The sequence below is a fragment of the Niveibacterium sp. genome (assembly GCF_041909475.1).
Taxonomy (GTDB): Bacteria; Pseudomonadota; Gammaproteobacteria; order Burkholderiales; family Rhodocyclaceae; genus Niveibacterium.
In genome coordinates, this window is sequence record NZ_JAYRDJ010000002.1 from 156,122 (window position 1) to 178,150 (window position 22,029).

Consider the following 22,029-nt stretch of genomic DNA (forward strand, 5'->3'; position numbering starts at 1 on the left):
ATGCCCAACGGCGTGCTGGCGCTCTTCGCGATCCTGTATCCGCTTGCGGTGGCGTTCGGCCAGCGCTGGGTGTCGCCGCGCTGGCTGGCGGCTGCCCTGGTGGTGGCGGCGCTGACCCGTCTCGCGGTGGGGCCGCGTGACCGCCTCGCGTGGATGTGGGTGGCGGCGGCGACGCTGCTTGCGGCGTATGCGCTGTTCGCGAACGACGCGCTGCCGCTGCGCTACTACCCGCTTGCGATCAACCTCGGCTTGCTGGCGGTTTTCGGCTGGAGCCTGCTGCATCCGCCGACCGTCATCGAACGCTTTGCCCGCCTGCAGGAGCCGGATCTGCCGGATGCCGCCTTGCCCTACGTGCGGCGCGTGACGCAAGTCTGGTGCGGGTTCTTCGTACTGAACGGCAGCATCTCGCTGGCAACCGTGCTGTGGGGTTCGGACGCTGCATGGGCGCTCTACAACGGCTGTTTGTCCTACCTCGCGATGGGGCTGCTGTTCGCAGTCGAATGGCTGGTGCGTCAGCGCGTCAAGCGGAGGCTCGCCGGTGTCTGATCGTTTGTCGAGCGCGCTGCTGCAAGCGCGCGCGCCGGATGCGCCGTTCGCGCTCACCCACGGCAAGCCCGTTTCCTGGGGGCAATTCCTCGCGCGTGTACGCGCGTGGGCGGCGCGCCTGCGCACCGAGCCGGGTCAGCGCTGGGGGCTGTTCTGCGACGACGCGGACGAGGCCGCCGTGCGGCTTTTTGGCGCTTGGGCGGCCGGCAAGACGGTGCTGCTGCCCGGCGATTTGCTGCCTGCGACGCTGCAGCGCCTGCAAGGCGAAGTCGACGGCTGGCTGGCCGGCCCGCCGCACGCGCTGGTCGAGCCGGCGCCGGCCGATTTCACGCTGACTGCGCTGGACGATGAACTGCCGGCGCTGATCGTTTTCACGTCTGGCACCAGTGGCATGCCTGTCGCCATCGAGAAGCAGCTGCGCCAGTTGGCGACCGAACTCACCGTCATCGAATCGGTATGGGGGGAGGCTGCAGCGGGGGCGGGCATTCTCGGCACCGTATCGCACCAGCACCTCTACGGCCTGCTGTTCCGCCTGCTGTGGCCGGTGTGTAGCGGCCGCACCATGCTCGCGCAACAGTTGCTGTATCCCGAAACCGTCGCGGCGGCATTGGCGGAAGGCGACGCCGTGCTGGTCTCCAGCCCAGCCTTCCTGCGCCGCTGGCCCGAAGCGCTGGCGCTGCATGCGTTGCCGCCGGCACCGCGGATCGTGTTTTCGTCCGGAGGGCCGCTCGCGCGCGAGGCTTCGCTGGCGGTGCGCGAAGCGCTTGGAGCTCCGGTGGTGGAGGTCTATGGCAGTTCGGAAAGCGGCGGCGTGGCCTGGCGCACCCAATCCGATCACGCAGTCGATGCGGCGTGGCAGCCCCACGCCTGTGTCGAACTCGATTTCGCGGAAACCGGCCTGCGCTTGCGGTCGCCCTTCATGCCGGATGCCGCCGCGTGGTACGACACGGCCGATCGCGCGCAAGCGATTGGCGGCGGGTTTCGCCTGCTGGGCCGTGCTGACCGTATCGTCAAGGTCGAAGAAAAACGGGTGTCGCTGGATGCCGTCGAGCGGGCGCTGGCGCGCCAGTCCGAAATCAGCGATGTACGTTGCTGCCTGCTGCCGGAAGGCCGCCTCGGTGCCGTGCTGGTGCTTAGCGATGCGGGCAAGGCCGCGTTTGCCGGCCTTGGCCGTGCCGCATTCCACGCCAAGTTGCGCAGCGCGGTTGTCGGCGATGTCGAAGCGCTGGCTCTGCCGCGACGTTGGCGGCATGTCGATTCGATGCCGCTCAACGCGCTCGGGAAGACACCTCAGGCACTGCTGTGCGCGCTCTTCGGTGCCTCATCCGAGCAGCCGGAAGCGCATGTGGTATCGGTGAGCGACACGCAGGCGGTGATTGCCTTGGAGGTGGCGCCGACGCTCGCTGCGTTCGAGGGGCATTTTCCCGATACACCCATCCTGCCCGGCGTCGCGCAGCTCGACTGGGCGATGCGCTGGGCGCAGGACATGTTCGGCATTGCGGCGCCGTTTCGCGGCGTTGATGCGTTGAAGTTCCAGCATGTGGTGCGACCAGGTTGCCGCTTGCAGCTGTCGCTGGAACATCTGCCGGCCAAATCGGCTGTGGCGTTCCGGGTCACCGACGGCGAGCGTACCTGCGCGAGCGGCCGTTTGATGTTTGGAGCAGCGCGGTGAAGTGCTGTGCGGTGGTTCCGGTCTACAACCACGAGCACGCCGTCGGCGCAGTCGTCGCAGCTCTGCGCGCCCACGGCTTGCCCGTTTTGATGGTGGATGACGGCAGTCGCGCCGAATGCGCCGCCGTACTCGACAGGCTGGCGGCGGCTGATGCCGGGGTAACTTTGCTGCGTCGCGCGCAGAACGGTGGCAAGGGTGCTGCGGTGTCCGACGGACTTTGTGCGGTGCTGGCGGCGGGCTATACGCACGCCTTGCAGATCGACGCCGACGGCCAGCACGACACCGCCGACGTGCCACGCTTTCTGGCCGCGGCCAGGGCGACGCCGGATCGCGCGATCATTGGCTGCCCGCTCTACGACGCCAGCGTGCCCAAAGGGCGGCTTTACGGGCGCTATGCGACCCATGTGTGGGTGTGGATCAACACGCTGTCGTTCCGGATTGCCGATTCGATGTGTGGTTTCCGGGTTTATCCGCTGGACGTGGTTGTGCCGCTGCTTCGGCGCACGCGCATCGGTCGCCGCATGGATTTCGATGTTGAGGTGCTGGTGCGGCTGGATTGGGCGGGCTTGCGGATCTGCAACCTGCCGACGCGGGTGCGCTATCCGGAGGACGGGGTGTCGCATTTCCGTCCGTTGGCGGACAACCTCGCCATTTCGTGGATGCACACGCGGCTGTTCTTCGGCATGTTGCCGCGGATGCCGCGGTTGCTGCTGCGCCACTTCCGGAGTGCGGCATGAGGCGCTCGCAGGCGAGCCCCCGGTCGGGGGCGGATGAGGCGACTGCGCCTGTGCAAGGCGCGCGGCACTGGGCGCAGATCGACGAAGTCGGTTTCATTTTGGGCATGCGCTTGCTGTATCGCGTGCATCGCACCCTGGGGCGTCTGCCGTTCCAGCTTGCGCTCTACCCGGTCGTGTTCGTCTATTGGCTCAGCGCGAGCAGAGCGCGCGAGGCATCACTTGCGTACATCGCCCGACTGCGGGAAAGCGGTGTCGAGCCTGGGCGCTGGGCATCGCTGCGCCACTTCGTGGCCTTCGCCGAATGCATTCTCGACAAGTTGATGGTCTGGAATGGCGGGCTTGACCCCGCACGTTGCATCGTCGAGGGCGCCGAGCTGTGCGCCGAAGCGTTTCGGGCAAAGCGTGGCGGACTCATCGTGACCGCCCACCTCGGGAACTTCGAGGCCAGCCGGGCACTTGCGTCGAGCTACCATGACGCCCGCAAGATCCATGTGCTGGTACACACGCGGCACGCGGCGCGCTTCAACCGGCTGATGGCGGAGCTCAACCCGGACAGCCAGCTCAACCTGATCCAGGTCACCGAGCTGGACCCGGCGATGGCGATGTTCCTTGCCGAGCGCGTTGCCGATGGCGACTTCATCGTGATGACTGGGGACCGAGTGCCGGTGACGCAGGATGCCGGCGTACTCGACGCGCCTTTCTTGGGCAAGGCAGCGCCGTTCCCGATCGGTCCGTGGGTGCTGGCGGCCGTGCTCGGCGTGCCGGTCTTCCTGATGTGGCCGACCGCCGAGGGCAAGGGCTTTCGCGTGCGCTTCGAGCGCTTTCGTGATCGCATCGTGCTGCCGCGGCGCAACCGCGAAGCGGCGCTGCAGCCGCTGGTGCAGGAGTTTGCGGCGCGGCTCGAAGCGGAAACGCGACGCACGCCGTTGCAGTGGTTCAACTTTTTCGATTTCTGGGCGCGCCCCGTGCGCGTGACACATGACTCGCAAGCCTGATTCAGCCATCCAGGTCGGTGGCACCCGTATCCGTAGCAACGATGTCGTCGCAGCCAGCCAGCGCCGCGCCGCGGTGGCGCTCGACACTGCGCCGGCCTTCCGCGATCGCATCGAACGCGGCGCTGCCTTCCTCGACCGCCTGCTGGCGGAAGATGGCGTGATCTACGGCGTGACGACCGGCTACGGCGATTCCTGCACCGTGACAATTCCGCCCGCATTGGTGGCGGAGTTGCCGCATCACCTATTCACCTACCACGGCTGCGGCTTGGGCCGCTGGCTCACGCCGGAAGAAACGCGCGCGGTGCTGGTGGCGCGCCTGACTTCGCTGGCGCAGGGGTTCTCCGGTGTCAGCTGGGGCTTGCTGCAGCAGATCGAAACGCTGTTGGCGCAGGACATCCTGCCGCTGATTCCGGCTGAAGGCTCGGTCGGCGCGAGCGGCGATCTGACGCCGCTGTCCTACCTCGCCGCGGTGCTGTGTGGCGAGCGCCAGGTGTGGGTCGATGGCGCGATCCGCAATACCGCCGATGTGTTCGCGGAGCGGGGCATCACGCCGCTGCGCCTGCGCCCGAAGGAAGGGCTGGCGATCATGAACGGCACCGCGGTGATGACCGGCCTGGCCTGCCTGGCGATCGAGCGTGCCGACTACCTCGCGCGGCTTGCCACGCGCATGACCGGGCTGGCCTGCCTTGCGTTGGACGGCAACGCCCACCACTTCGACGAAACGCTGTTCTCGGTGAAGCCGCATGCCGGCCAGCAAGGCGTGGCGGCACGGCTGCGCGCTGATCTGCATTCCGATCGCCCGCCGCGCAATGAAAAACGCCTGCAGGATCGCTACTCGATCCGCTGCGCGCCGCATGTGATCGGCGTGCTGGAAGACGCGCTGCCCTTCCTGCGCAACACGCTGGAGAACGAGCTCAACAGCGCCAACGACAATCCGATCATCGACCCGGATGGCGAACAGGTGCTGCACGGCGGCCACTTCTACGGCGGCCATGTCGCCTTCGCGATGGACAGCCTGAAGAACCTCGTCGCGAACCTCGCTGATCTGATGGATCGACAGATGGCCTTGCTGGTGGATACCCGCTTCAACCATGGCCTGCCGTCCAACCTGTCGGGCGCCAGCGGTGAGCGTGCACCGATCAACCACGGCCTCAAGGCGCTGCAGATCTCGCTGTCGGCATGGACTGCGGAAGCGCTGAAGCTGACGATGCCCGCCTCGGTGTTTTCGCGCTCGACCGAATGCCATAACCAGGACAAGGTCAGCATGGGCACGATCGCCGCGCGCGATGCGCTGCGCGTGCTGGAACTGGTGGAGCAGGTCGCGGCCGGGCACCTTATCGCGGTGCGCCAGGGCGTCGCGCTGCGGCGCGCGCTACAGGCCGTCGAACTGACCGACGAGCTTGGCGAGTTCATCGCCGACCTCGATCAACTGATTCCGTTTGTGGCCGAAGACCGTGCACTCGATGCTGACCTGCATCGTGTGCTCGCCGCACTGCGCAGCCAGCGCTGGGGGCTGTATGCGTGATAACTGGCAGGCCGAGATCGAGATCGAGGTACCGTTCCATGACCTCGATCCGATGGAAGTCGTGTGGCACGGCAACTATGTGCGCTACTTCGAGCGCGCTCGCCACGCCCTGTTGCAGGGCCTGGACTACGACTATCCGCAGATGCGCGATTCGGGCTATGCCTGGCCGGTGATTGACATGTCGGTTCGCTACGCACGCCCGGCGCGTTTCGCGCAGCGTTTGCGCGTGAGCGCCCGCATCGTCGAATGGGAAAACCGCCTGCGCATCCGCTACGAAGTGCGTGACGCGGCGAGTGGCGAGCGCCTGACCAAGGGCGAGACGATCCAGGTTGCGGTGGAGATTGCCAACGGCGAGATGTGTTTCGTCTCGCCGCCGATCCTGTTTGAAAAATTGGGGGTGAGCCTGTGATCCGCCTGCTGTGTGCATGCTGCCTGCTGTGGCTCGCCGCGGTGGCGCATGCGGCCGACCCGCTGGTCGACAAGGTGCGCGGGCTGTTGCAGCAGCCGCCGGTGGTGAGTGGCCGCTTTGAGCAGGTACGCGAGCTGAGTGGTTTCCCGAAGCCGGTGGCTTCGCGCGGACACTTCATCGTCGCGCGCGAACGCGGTGTGCTGTGGCAGACGGAAGCGCCATTCGTGAGCAGCGTGCGGCTGACCAAGGGCGAGATCCTGCAGAAGGCAGGCGATACCGTGACGATGCGCATGTCGGCCGACAAGGAGCCGGCGGTGCGTGCAATCAACGGCGTGATGTTCGCGCTGCTGTCCGGCGACATCGCGCAACTGGAACAGCGCTTCACGGTGAGCGGCAAGGTGGACGGCAACCGCTGGGCGCTGAGCCTGGTGCCGCGAGAAGCGTCGATGGCGCAGGTGCTGTCGAAGATCGATCTGGCGGGGCAGCGTTTCGTCGAATCGGTGGACATGCTGGATGCCAACGGCGACCGCACCCGTATCCGCTTGCTCGACATTACGCCTGCGGCGGCGCTAGGCAAGGCCGAGGCCGCGCAGTTTGACTGATTCGTCGATCGCCCTTCACGTCCGCAACGAAGTCTCGTGGCTGCCGGAGCGCGGCTGGCGCGCGCTCGCCTGCCTGTGGCTGATGCTGGTGCTCGCTGCGTGCGCGCACCTCGGCTGGCTGTGGCAGGTAGAGCGGCCGCGGCCTGATTCCGACGTGATGGCGCTGTTGCCGCAGGACGACCGCGATCCGGTCGCCGAGGCAGCGTTTGCGCGCATGGCCTCATCCGCAGAGCGGCGCGTGGTGGTGATGATTGGCGCACGCGACGCGACGACGACGCGCAAGGCAGTGGATGCTTGGCTGAGCGGGCTCGATGGCGTGCCAGCGTCGGTGCGGCACCGCGTCAGCGGTGGCGACCTGGCCGCATGGCGCGCGTTTCTGGCGCCGTATCGCGGCGGTCTGATCGGCGAATCGGGGCGTGCCTTGCTCGCGCTTGGCGCCGACAAACAGGCCGACCACGCGCTGGCGCGACTCTTCTCGCCCGCAGGCGGCGGTGGTCTGGCGTGGCGCGAGGATCCGCTGGGCTTGTTCGGCGACTGGATGATGGATCAGGCGAGCGGCCAGCGCGTGCGCACTGTCGATGGCCGGTTGTGGGTCGCAGCGGACGGGCGCGAGTGGGGCGTCGTGCTGTTGACACTGAAGGAAGGCGCCTTTTCGCTCGATGCGCAGCAGAGTTTGATGGAGCACCTCGATCTGGCACGGCAGCGCGCTGCGAGTGCTGCGCCGGATGCCGAAATCCTCACCGCCGGCGTGGCGCCGATTGCTGCGGTGATCGCGCGCGAGGCGCGTAATGAATTCGCGGCGATCGGTCTTGGTTCGACGATCGGCGTGACGCTGCTGGTGTTCCTGATCTTCCGCCGTCCCGGTGCGCTGGTGCTGTCGCTGTTGCCGTTGCTGATCGGCACGCTGTGTGCCATGAGCGCGACCTGGCTGGTGTTCGAGCGGGTGCATGTGCTGACCCTGGTGTTCGGCGCCAGCCTGATCGGCGTCGGCGTCGACTACGGCGTGCACTTTCTCGCCGCCGGCATTGGCGAGCGGCCCTTCGATCCGAAGCGTCGTCGCGACCAGCTCAACCCCGGCCTGTGGCTCGCCATGGTCACGACGGTGCTGGCCTACGTGGCGCTTGCGCTGGCGCCGTTCCCGGGCCTGCGGCAGATGGCGCTGTTCTCCGGCGCCGGGCTGGTGGCCGCGTGGCTCACCGTGATCCTGTGGTTTCCCTACCTGCAGCGGCGTGCCACGCACGGCACCGGCGTAGGTGCGTGGATGGGGCATCTGCGCGCGATCTGGCCGACCTTCGGGCGCGGGCCCTTGGGCGTCGCGATGGCGCTCGCAACCTTGGCAGTGCTTGTGCTCGGCCTTGCGCAGATCAAGTTGCAAGACGACGTGCGCGCGCTGCAGTCGGCCCCGGCGGCCTTGCTGGCAGAGCAGGGGCGCGTGGCGCAACTCGCCGGTGTGCCAAGCCCGGCGCAGTTCTTTGTTGTGCAGGCGGACAGCGCGGAAGCGGTGCTGCAGGCGCAGGAGGCGCTGGCCGCGCGCCTGGCGACTCGCGTGGCGGACGGCACGCTGACGGGCTACGACATGCTGGCGCGGCATATCCCTTCACAAGCGCGGCAGGTGGCCGACTGCGCGGCGCTGCAAGCGGCTTACCGTGCGCCGCAGTGGCGCGAACGTATCGAGGCGACCACTGGCGTCGACGCTGCCGTGATGGCCGATCGCCTGAGCTGCAAAGCGCTGGCTTTCGATGACTGGCTCAAGCACCCGGTATCGGAGCCCTTCCAAAGTCTGTGGCTGGGTCGACTCGGCACGCAGTACGCTGGCGTAGTGCTGTTGAGTGGCGTGTCCGGCGCGGCGGCGCTGGCGCGTTTGCACACCCTGGGCGATGGCATTCCCGGCGTGAGTTGGGTCGACAAGCCGGGCCGTATATCGAGCGTCATCGCGCGCTACCGCGGCCTGATGAGCGGCGTGATCGTGCTGGGCTATCTCGGCTCTTTCTGGTTGCTGTGGCGCCGATATGGCCGCGAGACCTGGCGTGCGGTGGTGCCGACCGTGCTGGCGAGCCTGCTGGCTGCTGCGGCGCTGGGCATCGCCGGTCTGCCGTTCCAGTTGTTCGCGGTGCTGGGGCTGTTCATCGTGCTGGGCATGGGCATCGATTACGGCATCTTCCTGCTCGAACATCCGCGCAACGACGATGGCAACCCGTGGCTCGCGGTCACCTTGTCGGCCTTCAGCACGCTGCTGTCCTTCGGCTTGCTGGCCTTGTCGCACACATCGGCGCTGCGGGTCTTCGGCCTGGTGTGCCTGGTCGGCGTGGGGGCGTCCTGGCTCTTGGCGCCGGCCTTCGCGCGCAAGGAGCTTGCATGAGGCGCTGGCTGCCGCTCCTGTTGACGCTGCTCGTGGCATGCGCCGGGCCGTCCTCCAACGAAGTGCCGCTGGGTTATGTCGCGCCGGCAGCCTTTGGCCGCACGCTGACGCTGACGCAGCAGATCACCGTTGCGGCGATGGGTGAGACGCGCAGTTTCGAAGCTGTAGTGGCGATCGATCCGGAGCGCGTTGACCTGGCGGCGCTGGCGATGGGGCGCCGCATGATCGCGGTGCATCTCGATGCTAGCGGCCTGCGCGAGGACCGCAGCCCGCTGCTGCCCGACGCGGTGTCCGGCGCGCGTATCCTGCGCGACCTGCAACTGGCCTATTGGCCGCGCGAGGCGCTCGCGGCCGCGCTGCCGGCGGGCTGGACGGTGGAAGAGGGTGAGCGCAGCCGCGACGTGTTGCTCAACGGTGCGAGCATCCTGCACATCGAGTATTCCGGTGAGCCGCGCTGGCGCGGGCGCACGACACTTGAACACCGCCGTTTCGGTTACCGCCTGACGATTGAATCCGACGAAGCATGAGCACGATCTATCTGAACCATCTGGGGCTGCTGTGTGCGCTGGGCGATAGCCCGACGGCAGTGGCCACTGCGCTGCGCGCCGGTGAAGCGCCCGGCATGCAGATGCGCGCGGGCTACCTCGCCGGGCGCGATGTGATGGTCGGCGAAGTTCAGGCAGCGCTACCGTCGGTGGCGCATCTGCCGCAGCGCCAGCGCAGCCGCAACAACGCGCTGATGCTCGCGGCGCTGGCGCAGATCCGCGTGCAAGTCGATGCCGCGATCGCGCGCGTCGGCGCGCACCGCGTCGCGGTGGTGCTGGGCACCAGCACTTCGGGGATCGCCGAGGGCGAGCAAGCGATGCGGGTGCGCGTGGCGCAGGGCGAATTCCCGTCGGGCTACCACTACGGCCAGCAGGAGCTCGGCTCACCCGCGCGTTGTCTGGCGGATACCCTGGGCGTCTCCGGCCCGGCTTACACCATCTCCACCGCCTGCTCATCCAGTGCGCGGGCGCTGATTTCGGCGGCACGCCTGTTGCGGGCGGATCTCGCCGATGTGGTGATCGCGGGCGGTGTCGATAGCCTCTGCGCGTTCACCGTCAGCGGCTTCGCGGCGCTCGAATCGGTCAGCGCAGAACGCTGCAACCCGTTCTCTCGCAACCGCCACGGCATCAACATCGGCGAAGGCGCCGCGCTGTTCATCGTGTCGCGCGAGCCTGCTGCGGTGAGTCTGGCGGGCTGGGGCGAGAGCGCCGATGCGCACCACATGTCGGCACCAGACCCCGACGGGCGGGGCGCCGAAACCTCGATGCGCGAGGCGTTGCGCCGTGCGGGCCTGGCTCCCGAGAACATCGACTACGTCAATGTGCATGGCACCGCGACCCCGCACAATGACGCCATGGAAGCCCCGGCAATTGTACGTGTGCTCGGGACTTCGGTGCCCGTCAGTTCGACCAAGCCGCTCACCGGCCATACGCTGGGTGCGGCGGGTGCGATCGAGGCTGCGCTCGCGTGGCTCGCGCTGCAACCAGACAACGTCGAAGGCTGGCTGCCGCCGCATCTGTGGGATGGCGAGCCGGATCCGGCCTTGCCGGCGCTGTGCCTTGCCACGTCGGGGTTGCGGCTGGGCCGTCGCCCGCGCCATGTGTTGTCGAATTCCTTTGCGTTCGGCGGCAACAATGCGACGCTGATTCTCGGGGCGCAGCCATGATGCCGGCGATTGAATCGTTGCTGCCGCACCGTGGCCGCATGCGGCTGGTGGATCGCCTCGTTTCGCACGAGGGCGACGCAGTGGTGTGTGAGCTGACGGTTCGCGACGATCCCCTGTTCTGCCACGACGGCTGTGTCGGCGCATGGGTCGGTATCGAATACATGGCGCAGACGGTCGCGGCGCTGATCGGTATTCGGGCGCAGACGGCAGGTACGCCGGTGAAGGTTGGTCTGTTGCTGGGTGCGCGCCGTTACGTGGCCCATGTACCCGGCTTCGCGCCGGGCGAGGTGCTACAGATTGCCGCCTCGCAGGTATTCCAGGGCGACAACGGCCTCGCTGCGTTCGATGCGCGCATCACGCGCGATGACATGGTGCTGGCCGAAGCCACGCTGTCGGCGTTCCAGCCGGATGATGTAAACGTTTTTCTGAAGGGTTCCGAAGCATGAAGCGGACGGTTCTGGTCACAGGCTCCAGCCGTGGAATCGGGCGAGGCGTTGCGCTGCAACTGGCGCGCGATGGCTTCGACCTGGTGTTGCATTGCCGTAGCCGGCGCGATGAAGCGCTTGCGGTCGCGGCCGAAGTCGAAGCGCTCGGGCGCGCTGCACGCGTGCTGCAGTTCGATGTATCGGATCGCGCTGCTGCGCGCGCCGCACTGGAAACCGACGTTGGTGCGAATGGTGCCTATTGGGGCGTCGTACTCAACGCCGGCATCACGCGCGACACGGCCTTCCCTGCGATGGCGGAACACGATTGGGATGCCGTGCTGCGGACCAATCTCGACGGTTTCTATAACGTGCTGCATCCGCTGGTGATGCCGATGGTGCAACTTCGCCAGGGCGGGCGCATCGTTACGCTGGCTTCGGTGTCCGGCGTGATCGGCAACCGTGGTCAGGTGAACTACAGCGCATCGAAAGCCGGCCTGATCGGCGCGACCAAGGCGCTGTCGCTGGAACTTGCGAAGCGTCGCATCACGGTGAATTGCGTCGCGCCCGGCTTGATCGAGACGGATCTGACGAGCGACATGCCGGCCGAGATTCGCGACATGATCCCGCTGCGCCGCGCTGGCACGGTGGCTGAAGTCGCCGGCACGGTGGCATTCCTGATGAGCGAGGCGGCGGCCTACATCACGCGGCAAGTGATCGTGGTAGACGGAGGATTGGCAGGATGAAGCGCGTCGTGATTACCGGCGTGGGGGCAATCAGCCCGCTAGGCCACGACTGGGAAACGGTGTCGGCGCGCCTGAAGGGTTCGCAGAACGCGATCCAGGTGATGGACGACTGGGCCAAGTACGAGGGCCTCAACACGCGTCTTGGTGCACCAGCCGCGCCCTTCGAATTGCCGGCCCACTACAACCGCAAAACGACTCGCAGCATGGGGCGCAATGCGCTGATGGCGGTGCGTGCCAGCGAAGTCGCGCTGGGTAATGCCGGCCTGCTTGGCGACCCGTTGGTGCAGAGCGGCCGCATGGGCATTTCCTATGGCTCGTCCGCCGGCACGCCGAATTCGATGGGTGACTTCGGCAACATGCTCAACAACAAGACGGTCGAAGGCATCAACGCGACCACCTACATCAAGATGATGGCGCACACCGCGCCGGTGAACATCGCCGTGTTCTTCGGCATGACGGGCCGTGTCATCACCACCTCCAGCGCCTGCACCTCGGGCAGCCAGGGTGTCGGTTATGCCTTCGAGGCGATCCGAAGCGGCGCCCAGGTGGCGATGCTGGCGGGCGGGTCAGAAGAACTCTGCGCCACCGAAGCGGCCGTGTTCGACACCTTGTTCGCGACCTGTATTTCGAACGACACGCCGCAACTTGTGCCGCGCCCCTTCGATGCGAAGCGCGATGGCCTGGTGCTGGGTGAGGGGGCCGGCACGCTTGTGCTGGAAGAATACGAGCACGCGAAGGCGCGCGGCGCGAAGATCTACGCCGAGATCGTCGGTTTCGGCACGAACTGCGACGGCTCGCATGTAACGAATCCGCGTTCCGAAACCATGGGCCGCGCGATGCAACTGGCACTGGAAAGTGCAGGCTTGTCGCCCGACGAGATCGGCTACGTCAACGCGCACGGCACCGCCACCGAGCAGGGCGACATCGCCGAATCGCAGGCGACCGCGCGAGTTTTCGGCCGTGCGGTGCCCTTCAGTTCGCTCAAGAGCTACATGGGCCACACGCTGGGCGCCTGCGGTGCGCTGGAGGCCTGGATGTCGGTACGCATGATGAACGAAGGCTGGTTCTCCCCGACGCTCAACCTCACCGAGATCGACCCGCGCTGCGGCGAACTCGACTACATCCGTGACGGCATCCGCGCAATCGACACCGGCTATGTCATGTCCAACAACTTCGCGTTCGGCGGCATCAACACTTCGTTGATCTTCCGGCGCGTTTGATCCTGTCCAGTCCTTATATTTGTGAGCCAAATGATGCTGAAGAGACTCTCCTGGGTTGCACCGCTGGCGCTTGCTCTCTCTGTTTCGAGCGCTGCGATCGCCGCCCGCCAGGTGCCTATCGTCAACCCGCAGCCGGTCGCCGTTTCCTCGCTCAACGCCACCAAGCTGACCGCTCGGCAAGTGAGGGCTGCGATCATTGCCGGTGGCGCGATACATGGCTGGATGTTAAAGAATGAGGACACTGGCAAGCTCGTTCTGAAGCTGGAAAAGGGCAAGTACTACGTTGAGCTCAACCTCCCGTACTCCGCGGACGGTTACCGGATCGAGTATGTGCGCAGCGAGAACCTCAACTACGAAGGTCCCGGGGCCGGCGCCAGCGGACCTGCCCAGTCGATTGAGGGCGCGACGATTCATTCGGGTTACGGTCGTTGGCTTGAAAACCTGACGCGCGCCATCAACAGTCAGATCGCCGCAGCGCAAGCCGATAGCCAATGAACTCGCAGAGTCTGTTCGCAGAGACCAAGCGCTCGGCCGTCTCCGCCCAGTATGAGGCGCAGCGGATTGCGTTCGCGCCGGTGGTATTTCAATGCGTGCGCGTGGCATGGAAGCGCGGGCTGCTCGATGCACTGGCGGCGGCCGGCAAGCACGGGCTCATCGATGAGCAACTCGCTGAGGTAGGGAAGCTGTCGCGCTACGCGATCAGCGTGTTGCTGGAAACGGCCCTGTCGGCTGGCGTTGTGAGCCGCGACGGCGACCGTTGGGTGCTGACCAAGACTGGCCACTTTGTCGCGACGGACCCCTTGTTCCGCGTGAATGCCGATTTCGTGCACGACGTCTGCTACGTGGGGCTGGCGGATCTCGAAGCCAGCCTGGAACAGGAGAAACCGATCGGCCTCAAGACGCTGGGCGACTGGCCCACGCTTTACGAAGGCCTGTCGATCCTGCCCGAACCGGCCAAGACGAGCTGGTTCAATTTCGACCATCACTATTCGGACTCGGCGTTCCCGGATGTCTTGCCGCAGGTCTTCGCGACGAAGCCGAAGCGCTTGATGGACATCGGCGCGAACACCGGCAAGTTCTCGCGCATGTGTCTGCTGCACGACAACTCGCTTCAGGTGACGATGCTCGACCTTCCCGTGCAGCTCAACGTCGCCCGAAAGACTTTGACTGATGCCGGAGTGATCGATCGCGCGATTCCGCATGAGATCGATCTGCTCGATGAGTCAGCGCCCTTCCCGGGGGGCCAGGACGTGGTGTGGATGAGCCAGTTCCTCTGCTGCTTCTCGGAAGCCAATATCCGCAGCATTCTTGCGCGGGCCCGTGCCGCGCTGGCCGAAGGCGGGCGCGTGCTGGTGCTCGATACCTTCTGGGATCGGCAGCGGCACGAGGTCGCCGCGTATTGCTTGATCAACACCTCGCCGTACTTCACCGCGATTGCGAGCGGCAACAGCAAGATGTACGAATCGCGTGCCTTCATCGATTGTGCGCGTGACGTCGGCCTGCGCCTGACCGATGTGCGAGACGGCCTTGGCCTCTCGCACTCCTTGTTGAGCTTTTCGCCCGAATGAAGCGGGTGCTGGTGGTCGGCGGGTCGCAGAGCGGCCAGCTCGACCGGATTCTCGATCGCATCGTCGCGCCGCTTGGTGCTGACGGGGCGGTGAGCGTCGACCGCTGGCAGCTTGATGGCTTTGAGCGTTTCCCGTTTCCGTGGGGGTTCTGGGCTTTCCTCGACGCCTTCCCGGAATCGGTGCAGCAGGATGCGCCGCCACTGCGGTCGGTGCCGCCGCTGGCCGACGACTACGATCTGATCGTGCTCGGCTACCAGGTCTGGTTCCTGTCGCCCTCCTTGCCGGTCACTGCGTTTCTCGATCACCCTGCGGCGCGGCGCTTGCTCGCCGGGAAGCCGGTCGTCGCCGTTGTGGCCTGTCGCAACATGTGGATGGGGGCGTGGCAGAAGCTGCGCGCGCGCCTGGAGGTAATCGGGGCGCGCGTCGTCGACCATGTCGTGCTGGTCGATCAGGGGCCGACGTTGGCAACCTTTATTACCACGCCGCGCTGGCTTCTGACTGGGCGTCGCGACCCGATGTGGGGCATGCCTGCCGCTGGCGTGTCAGACGCGCAAATTGCCGGCGCTGGGCGCTTCGGTGAAGCGCTGCGTTTGGCCCTGCGTGATGATTGCGAACGGGGTTCTTCGCCCTTGCTGGCGGGCCTGGGCACGGTCACGGTGGAGCCGCGTCTGGCGCTGTCGGAGCGCGCCGGTGCGCGGGCGTTTGGCGTGTGGTCGCGTATTGTCCGCGTAGTTGGTAAGGCGGGGCAACGCCGCCGCCGCCCGGTGCTGTTGTTGTTCCTAACTTATCTGGTGCTGGCCATCGTCACGATCGTGCCCTTGAGCCTGGCACTGCAATCTTTGCTCGCGCCGCTGCTGCGCAAGCGCTTCGAACGCATTCGAGCGGAGTTCGAGGCGCCGTCGGGCAGTGGCACAGAGCGTATCCAGTCTCATGTTTGAACCGTCCTACGCGTACATCACCCGCATTGCCAGCGTGCTGCCCAATGCGCCGATCGACAACGAGCATATGGAAGACGTGCTCGGCCAGGTCGGCCCCGAGCGTTCGCGCGCACGCCGCGTGGTGCTGCGCAGTAACGGCATCCGTTCGCGCCACTATGTGCTCGACCCGGAGACCGGCGAGCCGCGCCAGAGCAATGCGCAACTCACTGCTGATGCGGTACGCGCGCTGGCGTCCGCGGATTTCGACCCGGCGACGATTGACTGCCTGGCATGCGGCACTTCGCTGCCCGATCAACTGATGCCCAACCACGCCGTGATGGTGCACGGCGAGCTTGGTATCCCGGCTTGTGAAGTGGTGGCGACCGCCGGGATCTGCCTGGCAGGCACCTCGGCGCTGAAGTACGCATGGATGTCGGTGATTTCGGGCCAGGCCGCGCATGCGGTGGCGACCGGCAGCGAGGTCGCGTCGATGATGATGCGTGGGCGCAACTTCACGCCGGAGCGCGACGCGCGCGTCGCCGAACTCGAGGCCCGGCCGGAGATCGCGTTCGAGAAGGATTTCCTGCGCTGGATGCTGTCCGACGGCGCCGGTGCGATTCTGGTGGAACGCAAGCCCCGCGCGGGCGCACTGAACCTGCGGATCGACTGGATGGAGCTGTCCTCCGCCGCGCACGAAGTGCCGGTTTGCATGTATGCCGGCGGCGACAAGGACGAGGCGGGCAACTTCCATGGCTGGCTCGCCTACGACCCGGCGTCGCGCGACCGCGATTCGGTGATGGCGGTGAAGCAGGACGTCCGCCTGCTCAACGACAACATCATCGAGCACACGCTGCGCCGCCCGCTTCCGCGCATCATCGAACGCCACGGTTTGCGCGCCGACGACATCGACTGGCTGCTGCCGCACATGTCGTCCGAGTTTTTCCGCGAGGGCATCGCGCAAGGCCTGCGCGACATAGGCTTCGAGATCCCGCAGTCGCGCTGGTTCACCAACCTTGCCGAATGCGGCAACACGGGCGCCGCTTCGATCTACATCATGCTCGACGGGCTGCTGAAGAGCGGGCGGCTGAAGCGCGGCCACCGCATCCTGTGCGCGGTGCCGGAGAGCGGGCGCTTCTCCAGCGGCTACTTCCATCTGACGGTGGTGTGATGCGCGACGAACAGGTTCCACAGGACAATGGCCGCGTCCTCGCCGGCCACCGCAAGGCGGTCTACGCGCAGGGGGCCGACGGCCGCTTGCATGTCGTGGCTTCAAGCGGCTGGGGGGCGGAGGAAATCGTCAATCTGTTGGCAGTGGATGAGCTCAAGCGGCTCGCGGATGAGGCGCGTGAGCGCGCCCGCGCGGGACTCGTGTCGCCGCTGGAATTCCATATGTACCGCGCACGGATGGATCTCGACCTGCTCGCGCAGACGTCCGGGATCTGGCGCTGGCGCATCCGGCGCCATTTCCGCCCTGCAGTGTTCGCGCGTTTGTCGTCGCGTGTGCTGCAGCGTTACGCCGCGGTGCTCGGCTGCAGCGTAGAGCAACTTCGCAGCGTGGAGGGCGAATGAACGCGCCCATGTTTGAGCACCGACAGGCAAGCCATTGCGAGAGCGGCGTGGTGTCGGCGCTGGTGCGGCATAGCGGTGTAGATATGTCCGAGCCGATGGCCTTCGGGCTTTCGTCCGCCCTGTCGTTCGCGTATCTGCCCTTCATCAAGCTCAACGGCTTGCCGCTGATCGCGTACCGCATGCCACCCAAGTCGATCCTGCGCGGGCTGCGCAAACCGCTGGGCTGGAAGATCCGCTTCGAGACCTTCCGCTCGCCGAAGGCCGGGCGCGAGCGACTCGATCAGTTGCTCGACGCAGGTCGTGTGGTCGGCCTTCAAACCTCGGTGTTTTGGCTGCCGTACTTCCCGCAGGATCTGCGCTTCCACTTCAACGCGCACAACCTGCTGGTGTTCGGCCGCGAAGGGGATGGCTACCGGATCAGTGATCCGGTTTTCGAGGAGCCGGTAGTCTGCGAGGCGGATGCGCTGGAGCGCGCGCGGTTTGCGCGTGGCGTGCTTGCGCCCAAGGGTCTGCTGTACTACGCCGAGACGCCGGCACAGGTGCCGGATTGGAATACAGCACTGCCGGCAGCGATGCGACGCACCTGCCGCATCATGCTGAAGACGCCGCTGCCCTTGATCGGCGTACGTGGCATCCACTGGCTTGCGCGCACGGTGCGCCGCCTGTCGGTCGAGGATGCGCGCGCGAGCAAGCTCTTCGTTGGCCACATCGTCCGCATGCAGGAAGAGATCGGCACCGGCGGCGCCGGTTTTCGCTTCATCGAGGCCGCATTCCTGCAGGAAGCGGCGGCGCTGTTGAACCGCCCCGTGTTTGCCGAACACGCCGAACAATTGATCGCGATCGGCGATGCCTGGCGCGAGTTCGCACTGACCGCGGCGCGCATGTGCCGCGATCGCGAACCGCTGAATCCGGCGCGCCTTGCCGATGCACTCGATGCGATGGCCGGGCGGGAGCGTTCTTTCTTTCAGGCGCTGGAGCGCAGCCTGTGATGCTGGCTGCCGAGGCCTTGGGCTTCCGCTACCCGAAGGCCGCCAGCGCGGCGCTCGATTCGGTATCGCTGGGCGTGTCGGCCGGCGAGGTGCTGGGCCTGCTGGGGCCGAACGGCGCCGGCAAGTCGACGCTGATCGCGTTGCTGGCGGGCGTGATCGTGCCGAGCACCGGCCGCGTGCAGCGCGATGCCACGCTGAGCGGCGCGGGCCGGGTCGCATGGGTGCCGCAGGACTTTGCGTTCTATCCGATGCTCACCGCACGCGAGAACCTCGCAGTGTTCGCAGGCGTGCTCGGGCTGCATGGTGCGGCGTGCGCCGCGCGCATCGAACGCGCGATCGCGTACGGCCAGCTTGCTGCGTTTGTCGACCGCGGGGCGCGCACGCTTTCCGGCGGCATGAAACGGCGCCTGAACCTTGCGCTCGCCTTGCTCGGCGACCCGGCAGTCCTGCTGCTGGACGAACCGACCGCCGGCGTTGATCCGCAATCACGCGCCTTTCTGCTCGACACGGTCCGTGCCCTGCGCGATGAGGGCCGCGCTGTGATCTACACCAGCCACTACATGGAAGAGATCGAAGCGGTGGCCGACCGCGTCGCGATTCTCGACCACGGGCGCGTGCTCGCGGAGGGTACGCTGGATGCAGTGTGCGCCATGGCCGGCACGCATGCGCGCATCGCCGTCGGTGGCCCTTTGCCTGCGCCGCTTGCGCAGGACTGGCAGAAGCACTTCACGCTCGCCGCGATCGGCCCGCAAACCTGGTCGCTGCAGCTTGGCGCGCCGGAAGACCTTGCTGGCGTGCTCGAAGCGCTCAGGCGCCACAACGTGCCGCTGCGCAGCGCGCAGTGCGGCCGCGCCACGCTGGAAGACGTGTTCCTGCAATTGACGCAACGCGCATTGAGGGACGACGCATGAGCGCCGTGCTGATCCGCCTCTCCGCCTTGTGGCGCAAGGAAGCCCTTGCGCTGCTGCGCGATCCGCATGCGCTCGCCGCGCTCTTCGCGATGCCGGCGGTGTTCATCCTGATCATGTCCTTCGCGCTGCGCGACGCGTTTGACCCCGCGGCACTCAAGCCGCGCAGCCTGCTCGTGCAGCAGGACGACAGCCCCGCCGTGCGCACGCTGGTCGCCGCGTTGCGGCGTTCGGTGGCGGGCTTCGACCAAGCGCGTGCGGTGCCGCTCGCGGAGGCACGCCGCGCCGTCGGTCGCGGCGAGGCGGCGTTCGCCGTGGTGCTGCAAGGCGGCGTTGGCGCCGCGATCCTGGGGCCGGAGCCCGGCGCTGCGGCGAGCAAGGTGCAGATTCTGGTGGACCCGACCGTCGCCGTCGTCGCGCAGCAAGCGATGCGTCAGCAGGTTGGCGCGGTACTCGGGCAGGTGCAGGCCGGCGAGATGTCGCGTCGCGTGCAGGCCCTGATGGGTGTGCCGCTGCCGGTGCCGATGGATGCTGTGGCGTTGCCCGCCATGCAGCGTGCCGACGGCCGCAGTCAGCAGCCGAGTGCGGTGCAGCAAAGCGTGCCCGCGTGGTTGATCTTTGGCCTGTTCTTCGTCGTGATTCCGCTCGCGCCGGTTTTCATTGCGGAGCGGCAGTTCGGCACCCTGGTGCGCCTGCGCGCGATGGGCGCGTCACCCGGCTTGCTGATCGCCGGCAAGTTGCCACCTTTCGTGCTACTCAATCTGCTTCAGGCTTGCCTGATGTTGGCTGTGGGAGCCTGGCTCGTACCGGCGCTCGGCGGCGAAGCGCTGCGCCTGCCGGGTGCCGGCGGGCTGACCGCGCTGGCGATGGTGTCGGTTGCAGTCTCTGCGGCCGCGATTGGCTGGGCCTTCCTGGTCGCGTCGATCGCGAGAACCTCCGAACAGGCCACGGTGATCGGCGGTGTCGGCAACATCCTGATGGCGGCGATCGGCGGCGTGATGGTGCCGCGCTTCGTGATGCCCGCTGCGATGCAGCCGCTCACGCAGGTGTCGCCGATGGCCTGGGCGCTGGATGCCTTTCACGCGGTGCTGTTGCGCGATGCACCGCTCGCCGATCTGGCGCTGCCAATGCTGGCCTTGCTGGGCTTCGGCGCCACCTGTCTGACGCTTGCTGCGTGGGCGCTACGGCGTTCGCGCGTGATTGCCTGAATCCAAACATGAGTACGACTGACCTGACCATGGCGCTCAAGCGCCTGATTGTCGACAGCTGCGAGAAGGACTTTCCGCCTGAAGCCTTGAGCGACGACGAGCCGCTGTTCGGCCCTGATGCGAGGCTGGCGCTCGACTCGCTCGACGCGCTGCAGCTCTCGATGGCCCTCCAGAAGCGCTACGGCGTGCGGCTGACCGACAGCAAGGAGACGCGGCGGATTCTGGCCAGCGTGGCCTCGCTCGCCGACTATCTGCAGGACAAGGTGCCCGGCGCAACATGAGGATCACCGGCCGCGCGCTGGTCTCCGCCGCTGGCTTAAGCCTCGCTGATGCCGTGCGCCAAGCGCTGGCTGGCGAGCGAGCCATCACGCATCGCGAAGGCCTGCCCTTTGCCGCGATGCCGTTGACGGGCGATTGGGCCGGGCGACTGTCGCAGGTTCTGGGGCTGCTGGCCAACGCGCAAGCCGCACCCGTCGATGCGGTACTCCATATCGGATCTTCTTCGTGGCAGATCGGCGGGGCTCAGCGCGCCGAGCGTATCGGTGTGCTGGCCGAATCGCCATCCAGCTTTGCCGCGGGCTTGGGCCGGCGGTTTGGCATGACCGCGGTGCCGCGCTGTTTTTCGGTGGCTTGCGTGTCGGGCCTTGCCGCACTCGACGCCGCACAGGGCGAACTCGCCGCCAATCGGTCACAGCAAGTGCGCGTAATCGGCCTTGAACTCGACAACGCCTACACCCGGCAGGGTTTCGCCGCGCTGCAGCTGCTGTCGTCCGAGCCGTGCAAGCCGTTTGATCTGCAACGCGATGGCCTGATGCTGGGCGAAGCGATTGCGGTGCTGGACTGCGACGCGGACGGCGGCGTGGGCTGGCATCTGACGGGCAGCGGCACCGCGCTGGACCGCAGCGGGCCGACGTCCGCGGATGCCTCGGGCGAACCGGTGGCGGCGGCGATCCGCGCTGCACTGCGCCGGGCAGGGCGTGCGCCCTCCGATATCGGTGTCGTCAAACTGCATGGCGCGGGCAGCCCGATGACCGAACCCGCCGAGGCGGCGGGCCTGTGCAAGGTGTTCGGCGAAGTGCCACCCTGCGTTTCGTTCAAGAGTCTGCTCGGCCACACTCTGGGCGCCAGCGGCCCCGCCGAAATCGCTTTGCTGACGGCCTGCCTCGACGAAGGCTGGATACCGGCGACGATTGGCTTCGACGTGCCGGACCCGGCGCTGGCGGTGACGCCGACCACCACAAATCAGCGTTGGGACGGCCGCCCTGCGCTTGTGCTGGCGATGGGTTTTGGCGGGCAGGTGTGGGCCGGTGTGCTGGAGCGGCAAGCATGAGCCACATCCTTCAACAATGTCGCAACACCTTCGACGACGCCGGCGCGCGCGCCCGCTTGCGCGAACGGCTCGGCAGCGTGCCGCGTCGGCTGGGTGGCTGGACTGAACTGGCGTTGGCTGGCGCGCTGTCGATCGACATGCCCGCGGGTCCGGCCGGATTGATTCTGGGCAGTGCCCTGGGCCCGGTGAACGAGACGATCGGCGTGTTGCACGATGTTCTGAGCGCCGCGCCAACGATGCCGTTCGGCTTCATGCAGTCGCAGCCCGCAATCAGCCTGTCGGTGATCGCTGCGCAATGGCCGCAGATCGTGCGCTCGACGTGCGTGGTCCGCGACGAGGGTTTCGAGCGCTACGCCGCGCAACTGGCGGACGACTGGGCGCGGGATGGCGTCGAATACACGCTGCTTGGCCTGGTCGATGCCGATACTGGGCAGTCGGACTGGGCTTTGCTGGCGGGTGGGGCGATTTGAACGGCGCGATTCGCGACGGATTGCCGCGCCTTACCGACCCGCGGGCGCGTATAAGCTTGCCGGGCTGCAGCACGCGGGGTGTGCGCTGCCCGGCGTGCAGGCAAGAATCTGGAACAAGGGAGGCTC

24 protein-coding genes are annotated in these 22,029 nt (G+C 66.9%); all 24 read left to right on the plus strand.

Annotated features, from left to right (window positions below; all coding sequences use genetic code 11):
* From ACE3P0_RS02985 to ACE3P0_RS03100, 24 genes are read left to right on the plus strand one after another with little or no spacing between them, the layout of a single operon-like run.
* The gene (locus ACE3P0_RS02985; RefSeq protein WP_374399649.1) at positions 1-546 is read left to right on the plus strand and encodes a hypothetical protein; all 546 of its coding nucleotides are present in this window, start codon (positions 1-3) and stop codon (positions 544-546) included.
* Positions 539-2,218: an AMP-binding protein gene (locus tag ACE3P0_RS02990; protein WP_374399651.1), complete on the plus strand. Its 1,680-nt coding sequence runs from the start codon at positions 539-541 to the stop codon at positions 2,216-2,218. The genes ACE3P0_RS02985 and ACE3P0_RS02990 overlap by 8 nt, the downstream gene beginning before the upstream one ends.
* Complete coding sequence (locus ACE3P0_RS02995) at positions 2,215-2,955, plus strand: glycosyltransferase family 2 protein (protein ID WP_374399653.1); 741 nt, start codon at positions 2,215-2,217, stop codon at positions 2,953-2,955. Before ACE3P0_RS02990 ends, ACE3P0_RS02995 begins: the two co-directional genes overlap by 4 nt.
* The gene (locus tag ACE3P0_RS03000; RefSeq protein ID WP_374399655.1) at positions 2,952-3,950 is read left to right on the plus strand and encodes a hypothetical protein; all 999 of its coding nucleotides are present in this window, start codon (positions 2,952-2,954) and stop codon (positions 3,948-3,950) included. The genes ACE3P0_RS02995 and ACE3P0_RS03000 overlap by 4 nt, the downstream gene beginning before the upstream one ends.
* On the plus strand, positions 3,934-5,475 hold the full coding sequence (hutH, locus tag ACE3P0_RS03005; protein ID WP_374399657.1) for a histidine ammonia-lyase: 1,542 nt from the start codon (positions 3,934-3,936) through the stop codon (positions 5,473-5,475). Before ACE3P0_RS03000 ends, hutH begins: the two co-directional genes overlap by 17 nt.
* Positions 5,468-5,884, plus strand: a complete 417-nt coding sequence (locus ACE3P0_RS03010; RefSeq protein ID WP_374399659.1) for an acyl-CoA thioesterase — start codon at positions 5,468-5,470, stop codon at positions 5,882-5,884. The genes hutH and ACE3P0_RS03010 overlap by 8 nt, the downstream gene beginning before the upstream one ends.
* Positions 5,881-6,486, plus strand: coding sequence for an outer membrane lipoprotein carrier protein LolA (locus ACE3P0_RS03015; RefSeq protein ID WP_374399661.1), 606 nt, complete (start codon positions 5,881-5,883; stop codon positions 6,484-6,486). The genes ACE3P0_RS03010 and ACE3P0_RS03015 overlap by 4 nt, the downstream gene beginning before the upstream one ends.
* Entirely contained in the window at positions 6,479-8,845 is a 2,367-nt protein-coding gene (locus tag ACE3P0_RS03020; protein WP_374399663.1) for an MMPL family transporter, read from the plus strand. The genes ACE3P0_RS03015 and ACE3P0_RS03020 overlap by 8 nt, the downstream gene beginning before the upstream one ends.
* On the plus strand, positions 8,842-9,372 hold the full coding sequence (locus ACE3P0_RS03025; RefSeq protein ID WP_374399665.1) for a DUF3261 domain-containing protein: 531 nt from the start codon (positions 8,842-8,844) through the stop codon (positions 9,370-9,372). Before ACE3P0_RS03020 ends, ACE3P0_RS03025 begins: the two co-directional genes overlap by 4 nt.
* Positions 9,369-10,556 carry a beta-ketoacyl-[acyl-carrier-protein] synthase family protein gene (locus ACE3P0_RS03030; RefSeq protein ID WP_374399667.1) on the plus strand — a complete coding sequence of 396 codons (1,188 nt, stop codon included), beginning with the start codon at positions 9,369-9,371 and terminating at the stop codon, positions 10,554-10,556. Before ACE3P0_RS03025 ends, ACE3P0_RS03030 begins: the two co-directional genes overlap by 4 nt.
* Positions 10,553-11,002 carry a hypothetical protein gene (locus ACE3P0_RS03035; RefSeq protein ID WP_374399668.1) on the plus strand — a complete coding sequence of 150 codons (450 nt, stop codon included), beginning with the start codon at positions 10,553-10,555 and terminating at the stop codon, positions 11,000-11,002. The genes ACE3P0_RS03030 and ACE3P0_RS03035 overlap by 4 nt, the downstream gene beginning before the upstream one ends.
* Positions 10,999-11,724, plus strand: coding sequence for a 3-ketoacyl-ACP reductase FabG2 (locus ACE3P0_RS03040; protein WP_374399670.1), 726 nt, complete (start codon positions 10,999-11,001; stop codon positions 11,722-11,724). The genes ACE3P0_RS03035 and ACE3P0_RS03040 overlap by 4 nt, the downstream gene beginning before the upstream one ends.
* The gene (locus tag ACE3P0_RS03045; RefSeq protein ID WP_374399672.1) at positions 11,721-12,944 is read left to right on the plus strand and encodes a beta-ketoacyl-ACP synthase; all 1,224 of its coding nucleotides are present in this window, start codon (positions 11,721-11,723) and stop codon (positions 12,942-12,944) included. The genes ACE3P0_RS03040 and ACE3P0_RS03045 overlap by 4 nt, the downstream gene beginning before the upstream one ends.
* 30 nt (positions 12,945-12,974) lie before the next feature.
* On the plus strand, positions 12,975-13,439 hold the full coding sequence (locus ACE3P0_RS03050) for a hypothetical protein (RefSeq protein WP_374399674.1): 465 nt from the start codon (positions 12,975-12,977) through the stop codon (positions 13,437-13,439).
* Positions 13,436-14,512 carry a class I SAM-dependent methyltransferase gene (locus ACE3P0_RS03055; protein ID WP_374399676.1) on the plus strand — a complete coding sequence of 359 codons (1,077 nt, stop codon included), beginning with the start codon at positions 13,436-13,438 and terminating at the stop codon, positions 14,510-14,512. The genes ACE3P0_RS03050 and ACE3P0_RS03055 overlap by 4 nt, the downstream gene beginning before the upstream one ends.
* Positions 14,509-15,450 carry an NAD(P)H-dependent oxidoreductase gene (locus ACE3P0_RS03060; protein WP_374399678.1) on the plus strand — a complete coding sequence of 314 codons (942 nt, stop codon included), beginning with the start codon at positions 14,509-14,511 and terminating at the stop codon, positions 15,448-15,450. Before ACE3P0_RS03055 ends, ACE3P0_RS03060 begins: the two co-directional genes overlap by 4 nt.
* The gene (locus ACE3P0_RS03065; RefSeq protein WP_374399680.1) at positions 15,443-16,597 is read left to right on the plus strand and encodes a beta-ketoacyl-ACP synthase III; all 1,155 of its coding nucleotides are present in this window, start codon (positions 15,443-15,445) and stop codon (positions 16,595-16,597) included. The genes ACE3P0_RS03060 and ACE3P0_RS03065 overlap by 8 nt, the downstream gene beginning before the upstream one ends.
* Positions 16,597-16,998, plus strand: coding sequence for a hypothetical protein (locus ACE3P0_RS03070; RefSeq protein ID WP_374399681.1), 402 nt, complete (start codon positions 16,597-16,599; stop codon positions 16,996-16,998). Before ACE3P0_RS03065 ends, ACE3P0_RS03070 begins: the two co-directional genes overlap by 1 nt.
* Complete coding sequence (locus ACE3P0_RS03075; protein WP_374399683.1) at positions 16,995-17,987, plus strand: BtrH N-terminal domain-containing protein; 993 nt, start codon at positions 16,995-16,997, stop codon at positions 17,985-17,987. The genes ACE3P0_RS03070 and ACE3P0_RS03075 overlap by 4 nt, the downstream gene beginning before the upstream one ends.
* Positions 17,987-18,898 carry an ABC transporter ATP-binding protein gene (locus tag ACE3P0_RS03080; RefSeq protein ID WP_374399684.1) on the plus strand — a complete coding sequence of 304 codons (912 nt, stop codon included), beginning with the start codon at positions 17,987-17,989 and terminating at the stop codon, positions 18,896-18,898. The genes ACE3P0_RS03075 and ACE3P0_RS03080 overlap by 1 nt, the downstream gene beginning before the upstream one ends.
* Positions 18,895-20,103 carry an ABC transporter permease gene (locus ACE3P0_RS03085; protein WP_374399686.1) on the plus strand — a complete coding sequence of 403 codons (1,209 nt, stop codon included), beginning with the start codon at positions 18,895-18,897 and terminating at the stop codon, positions 20,101-20,103. The genes ACE3P0_RS03080 and ACE3P0_RS03085 overlap by 4 nt, the downstream gene beginning before the upstream one ends.
* 8 nt (positions 20,104-20,111) lie before the next feature.
* Positions 20,112-20,384, plus strand: a complete 273-nt coding sequence (locus tag ACE3P0_RS03090; protein ID WP_374399688.1) for a phosphopantetheine-binding protein — start codon at positions 20,112-20,114, stop codon at positions 20,382-20,384.
* Positions 20,381-21,433, plus strand: a complete 1,053-nt coding sequence (locus ACE3P0_RS03095; RefSeq protein ID WP_374399690.1) for a beta-ketoacyl synthase N-terminal-like domain-containing protein — start codon at positions 20,381-20,383, stop codon at positions 21,431-21,433. Before ACE3P0_RS03090 ends, ACE3P0_RS03095 begins: the two co-directional genes overlap by 4 nt.
* Positions 21,430-21,903 (plus strand): hypothetical protein, encoded by a 474-nt coding sequence (locus ACE3P0_RS03100; protein ID WP_374399691.1) that lies wholly within the window; start codon positions 21,430-21,432, stop codon positions 21,901-21,903. Before ACE3P0_RS03095 ends, ACE3P0_RS03100 begins: the two co-directional genes overlap by 4 nt.
* Positions 21,904-22,029 lie beyond the last annotated feature (126 nt).

Excerpts from the sequence above, each read along its gene's own strand:
- ACE3P0_RS03045 (WP_374399672.1), top strand. The coding sequence starts at position 11,721 with ATGAAGCGCGTCGTGATTACCGGCGTGGGGGCAATCAGCCCGCTAGGC.
- ACE3P0_RS03090 (WP_374399688.1), top strand. The coding sequence starts at position 20,112 with ATGAGTACGACTGACCTGACCATGGCGCTCAAGCGCCTGATTGTCGAC.
- ACE3P0_RS03085 (WP_374399686.1), top strand. The coding sequence starts at position 18,895 with ATGAGCGCCGTGCTGATCCGCCTCTCCGCCTTGTGGCGCAAGGAAGCC.
- hutH (WP_374399657.1), top strand. The coding sequence starts at position 3,934 with ATGACTCGCAAGCCTGATTCAGCCATCCAGGTCGGTGGCACCCGTATC.
- ACE3P0_RS03065 (WP_374399680.1), top strand. The coding sequence starts at position 15,443 with ATGTTTGAACCGTCCTACGCGTACATCACCCGCATTGCCAGCGTGCTG.
- ACE3P0_RS03035 (WP_374399668.1), top strand. The coding sequence starts at position 10,553 with ATGATGCCGGCGATTGAATCGTTGCTGCCGCACCGTGGCCGCATGCGG.
- ACE3P0_RS03100 (WP_374399691.1), top strand. The coding sequence starts at position 21,430 with ATGAGCCACATCCTTCAACAATGTCGCAACACCTTCGACGACGCCGGC.
- ACE3P0_RS03025 (WP_374399665.1), top strand. The coding sequence starts at position 8,842 with ATGAGGCGCTGGCTGCCGCTCCTGTTGACGCTGCTCGTGGCATGCGCC.
- ACE3P0_RS03010 (WP_374399659.1), top strand. The coding sequence starts at position 5,468 with ATGCGTGATAACTGGCAGGCCGAGATCGAGATCGAGGTACCGTTCCAT.
- ACE3P0_RS03040 (WP_374399670.1), top strand. The coding sequence starts at position 10,999 with ATGAAGCGGACGGTTCTGGTCACAGGCTCCAGCCGTGGAATCGGGCGA.
- ACE3P0_RS03000 (WP_374399655.1), top strand. The coding sequence starts at position 2,952 with ATGAGGCGCTCGCAGGCGAGCCCCCGGTCGGGGGCGGATGAGGCGACT.
- ACE3P0_RS03095 (WP_374399690.1), top strand. The coding sequence starts at position 20,381 with ATGAGGATCACCGGCCGCGCGCTGGTCTCCGCCGCTGGCTTAAGCCTC.
- ACE3P0_RS03070 (WP_374399681.1), top strand. The coding sequence starts at position 16,597 with ATGCGCGACGAACAGGTTCCACAGGACAATGGCCGCGTCCTCGCCGGC.
- ACE3P0_RS02985 (WP_374399649.1), top strand. The coding sequence starts at position 1 with ATGCCCAACGGCGTGCTGGCGCTCTTCGCGATCCTGTATCCGCTTGCG.
- ACE3P0_RS03080 (WP_374399684.1), top strand. The coding sequence starts at position 17,987 with ATGCTGGCTGCCGAGGCCTTGGGCTTCCGCTACCCGAAGGCCGCCAGC.
- ACE3P0_RS03030 (WP_374399667.1), top strand. The coding sequence starts at position 9,369 with ATGAGCACGATCTATCTGAACCATCTGGGGCTGCTGTGTGCGCTGGGC.
- ACE3P0_RS03055 (WP_374399676.1), top strand. The coding sequence starts at position 13,436 with ATGAACTCGCAGAGTCTGTTCGCAGAGACCAAGCGCTCGGCCGTCTCC.
- ACE3P0_RS03075 (WP_374399683.1), top strand. The coding sequence starts at position 16,995 with ATGAACGCGCCCATGTTTGAGCACCGACAGGCAAGCCATTGCGAGAGC.
- ACE3P0_RS03060 (WP_374399678.1), top strand. The coding sequence starts at position 14,509 with ATGAAGCGGGTGCTGGTGGTCGGCGGGTCGCAGAGCGGCCAGCTCGAC.
- ACE3P0_RS03050 (WP_374399674.1), top strand. The coding sequence starts at position 12,975 with ATGATGCTGAAGAGACTCTCCTGGGTTGCACCGCTGGCGCTTGCTCTC.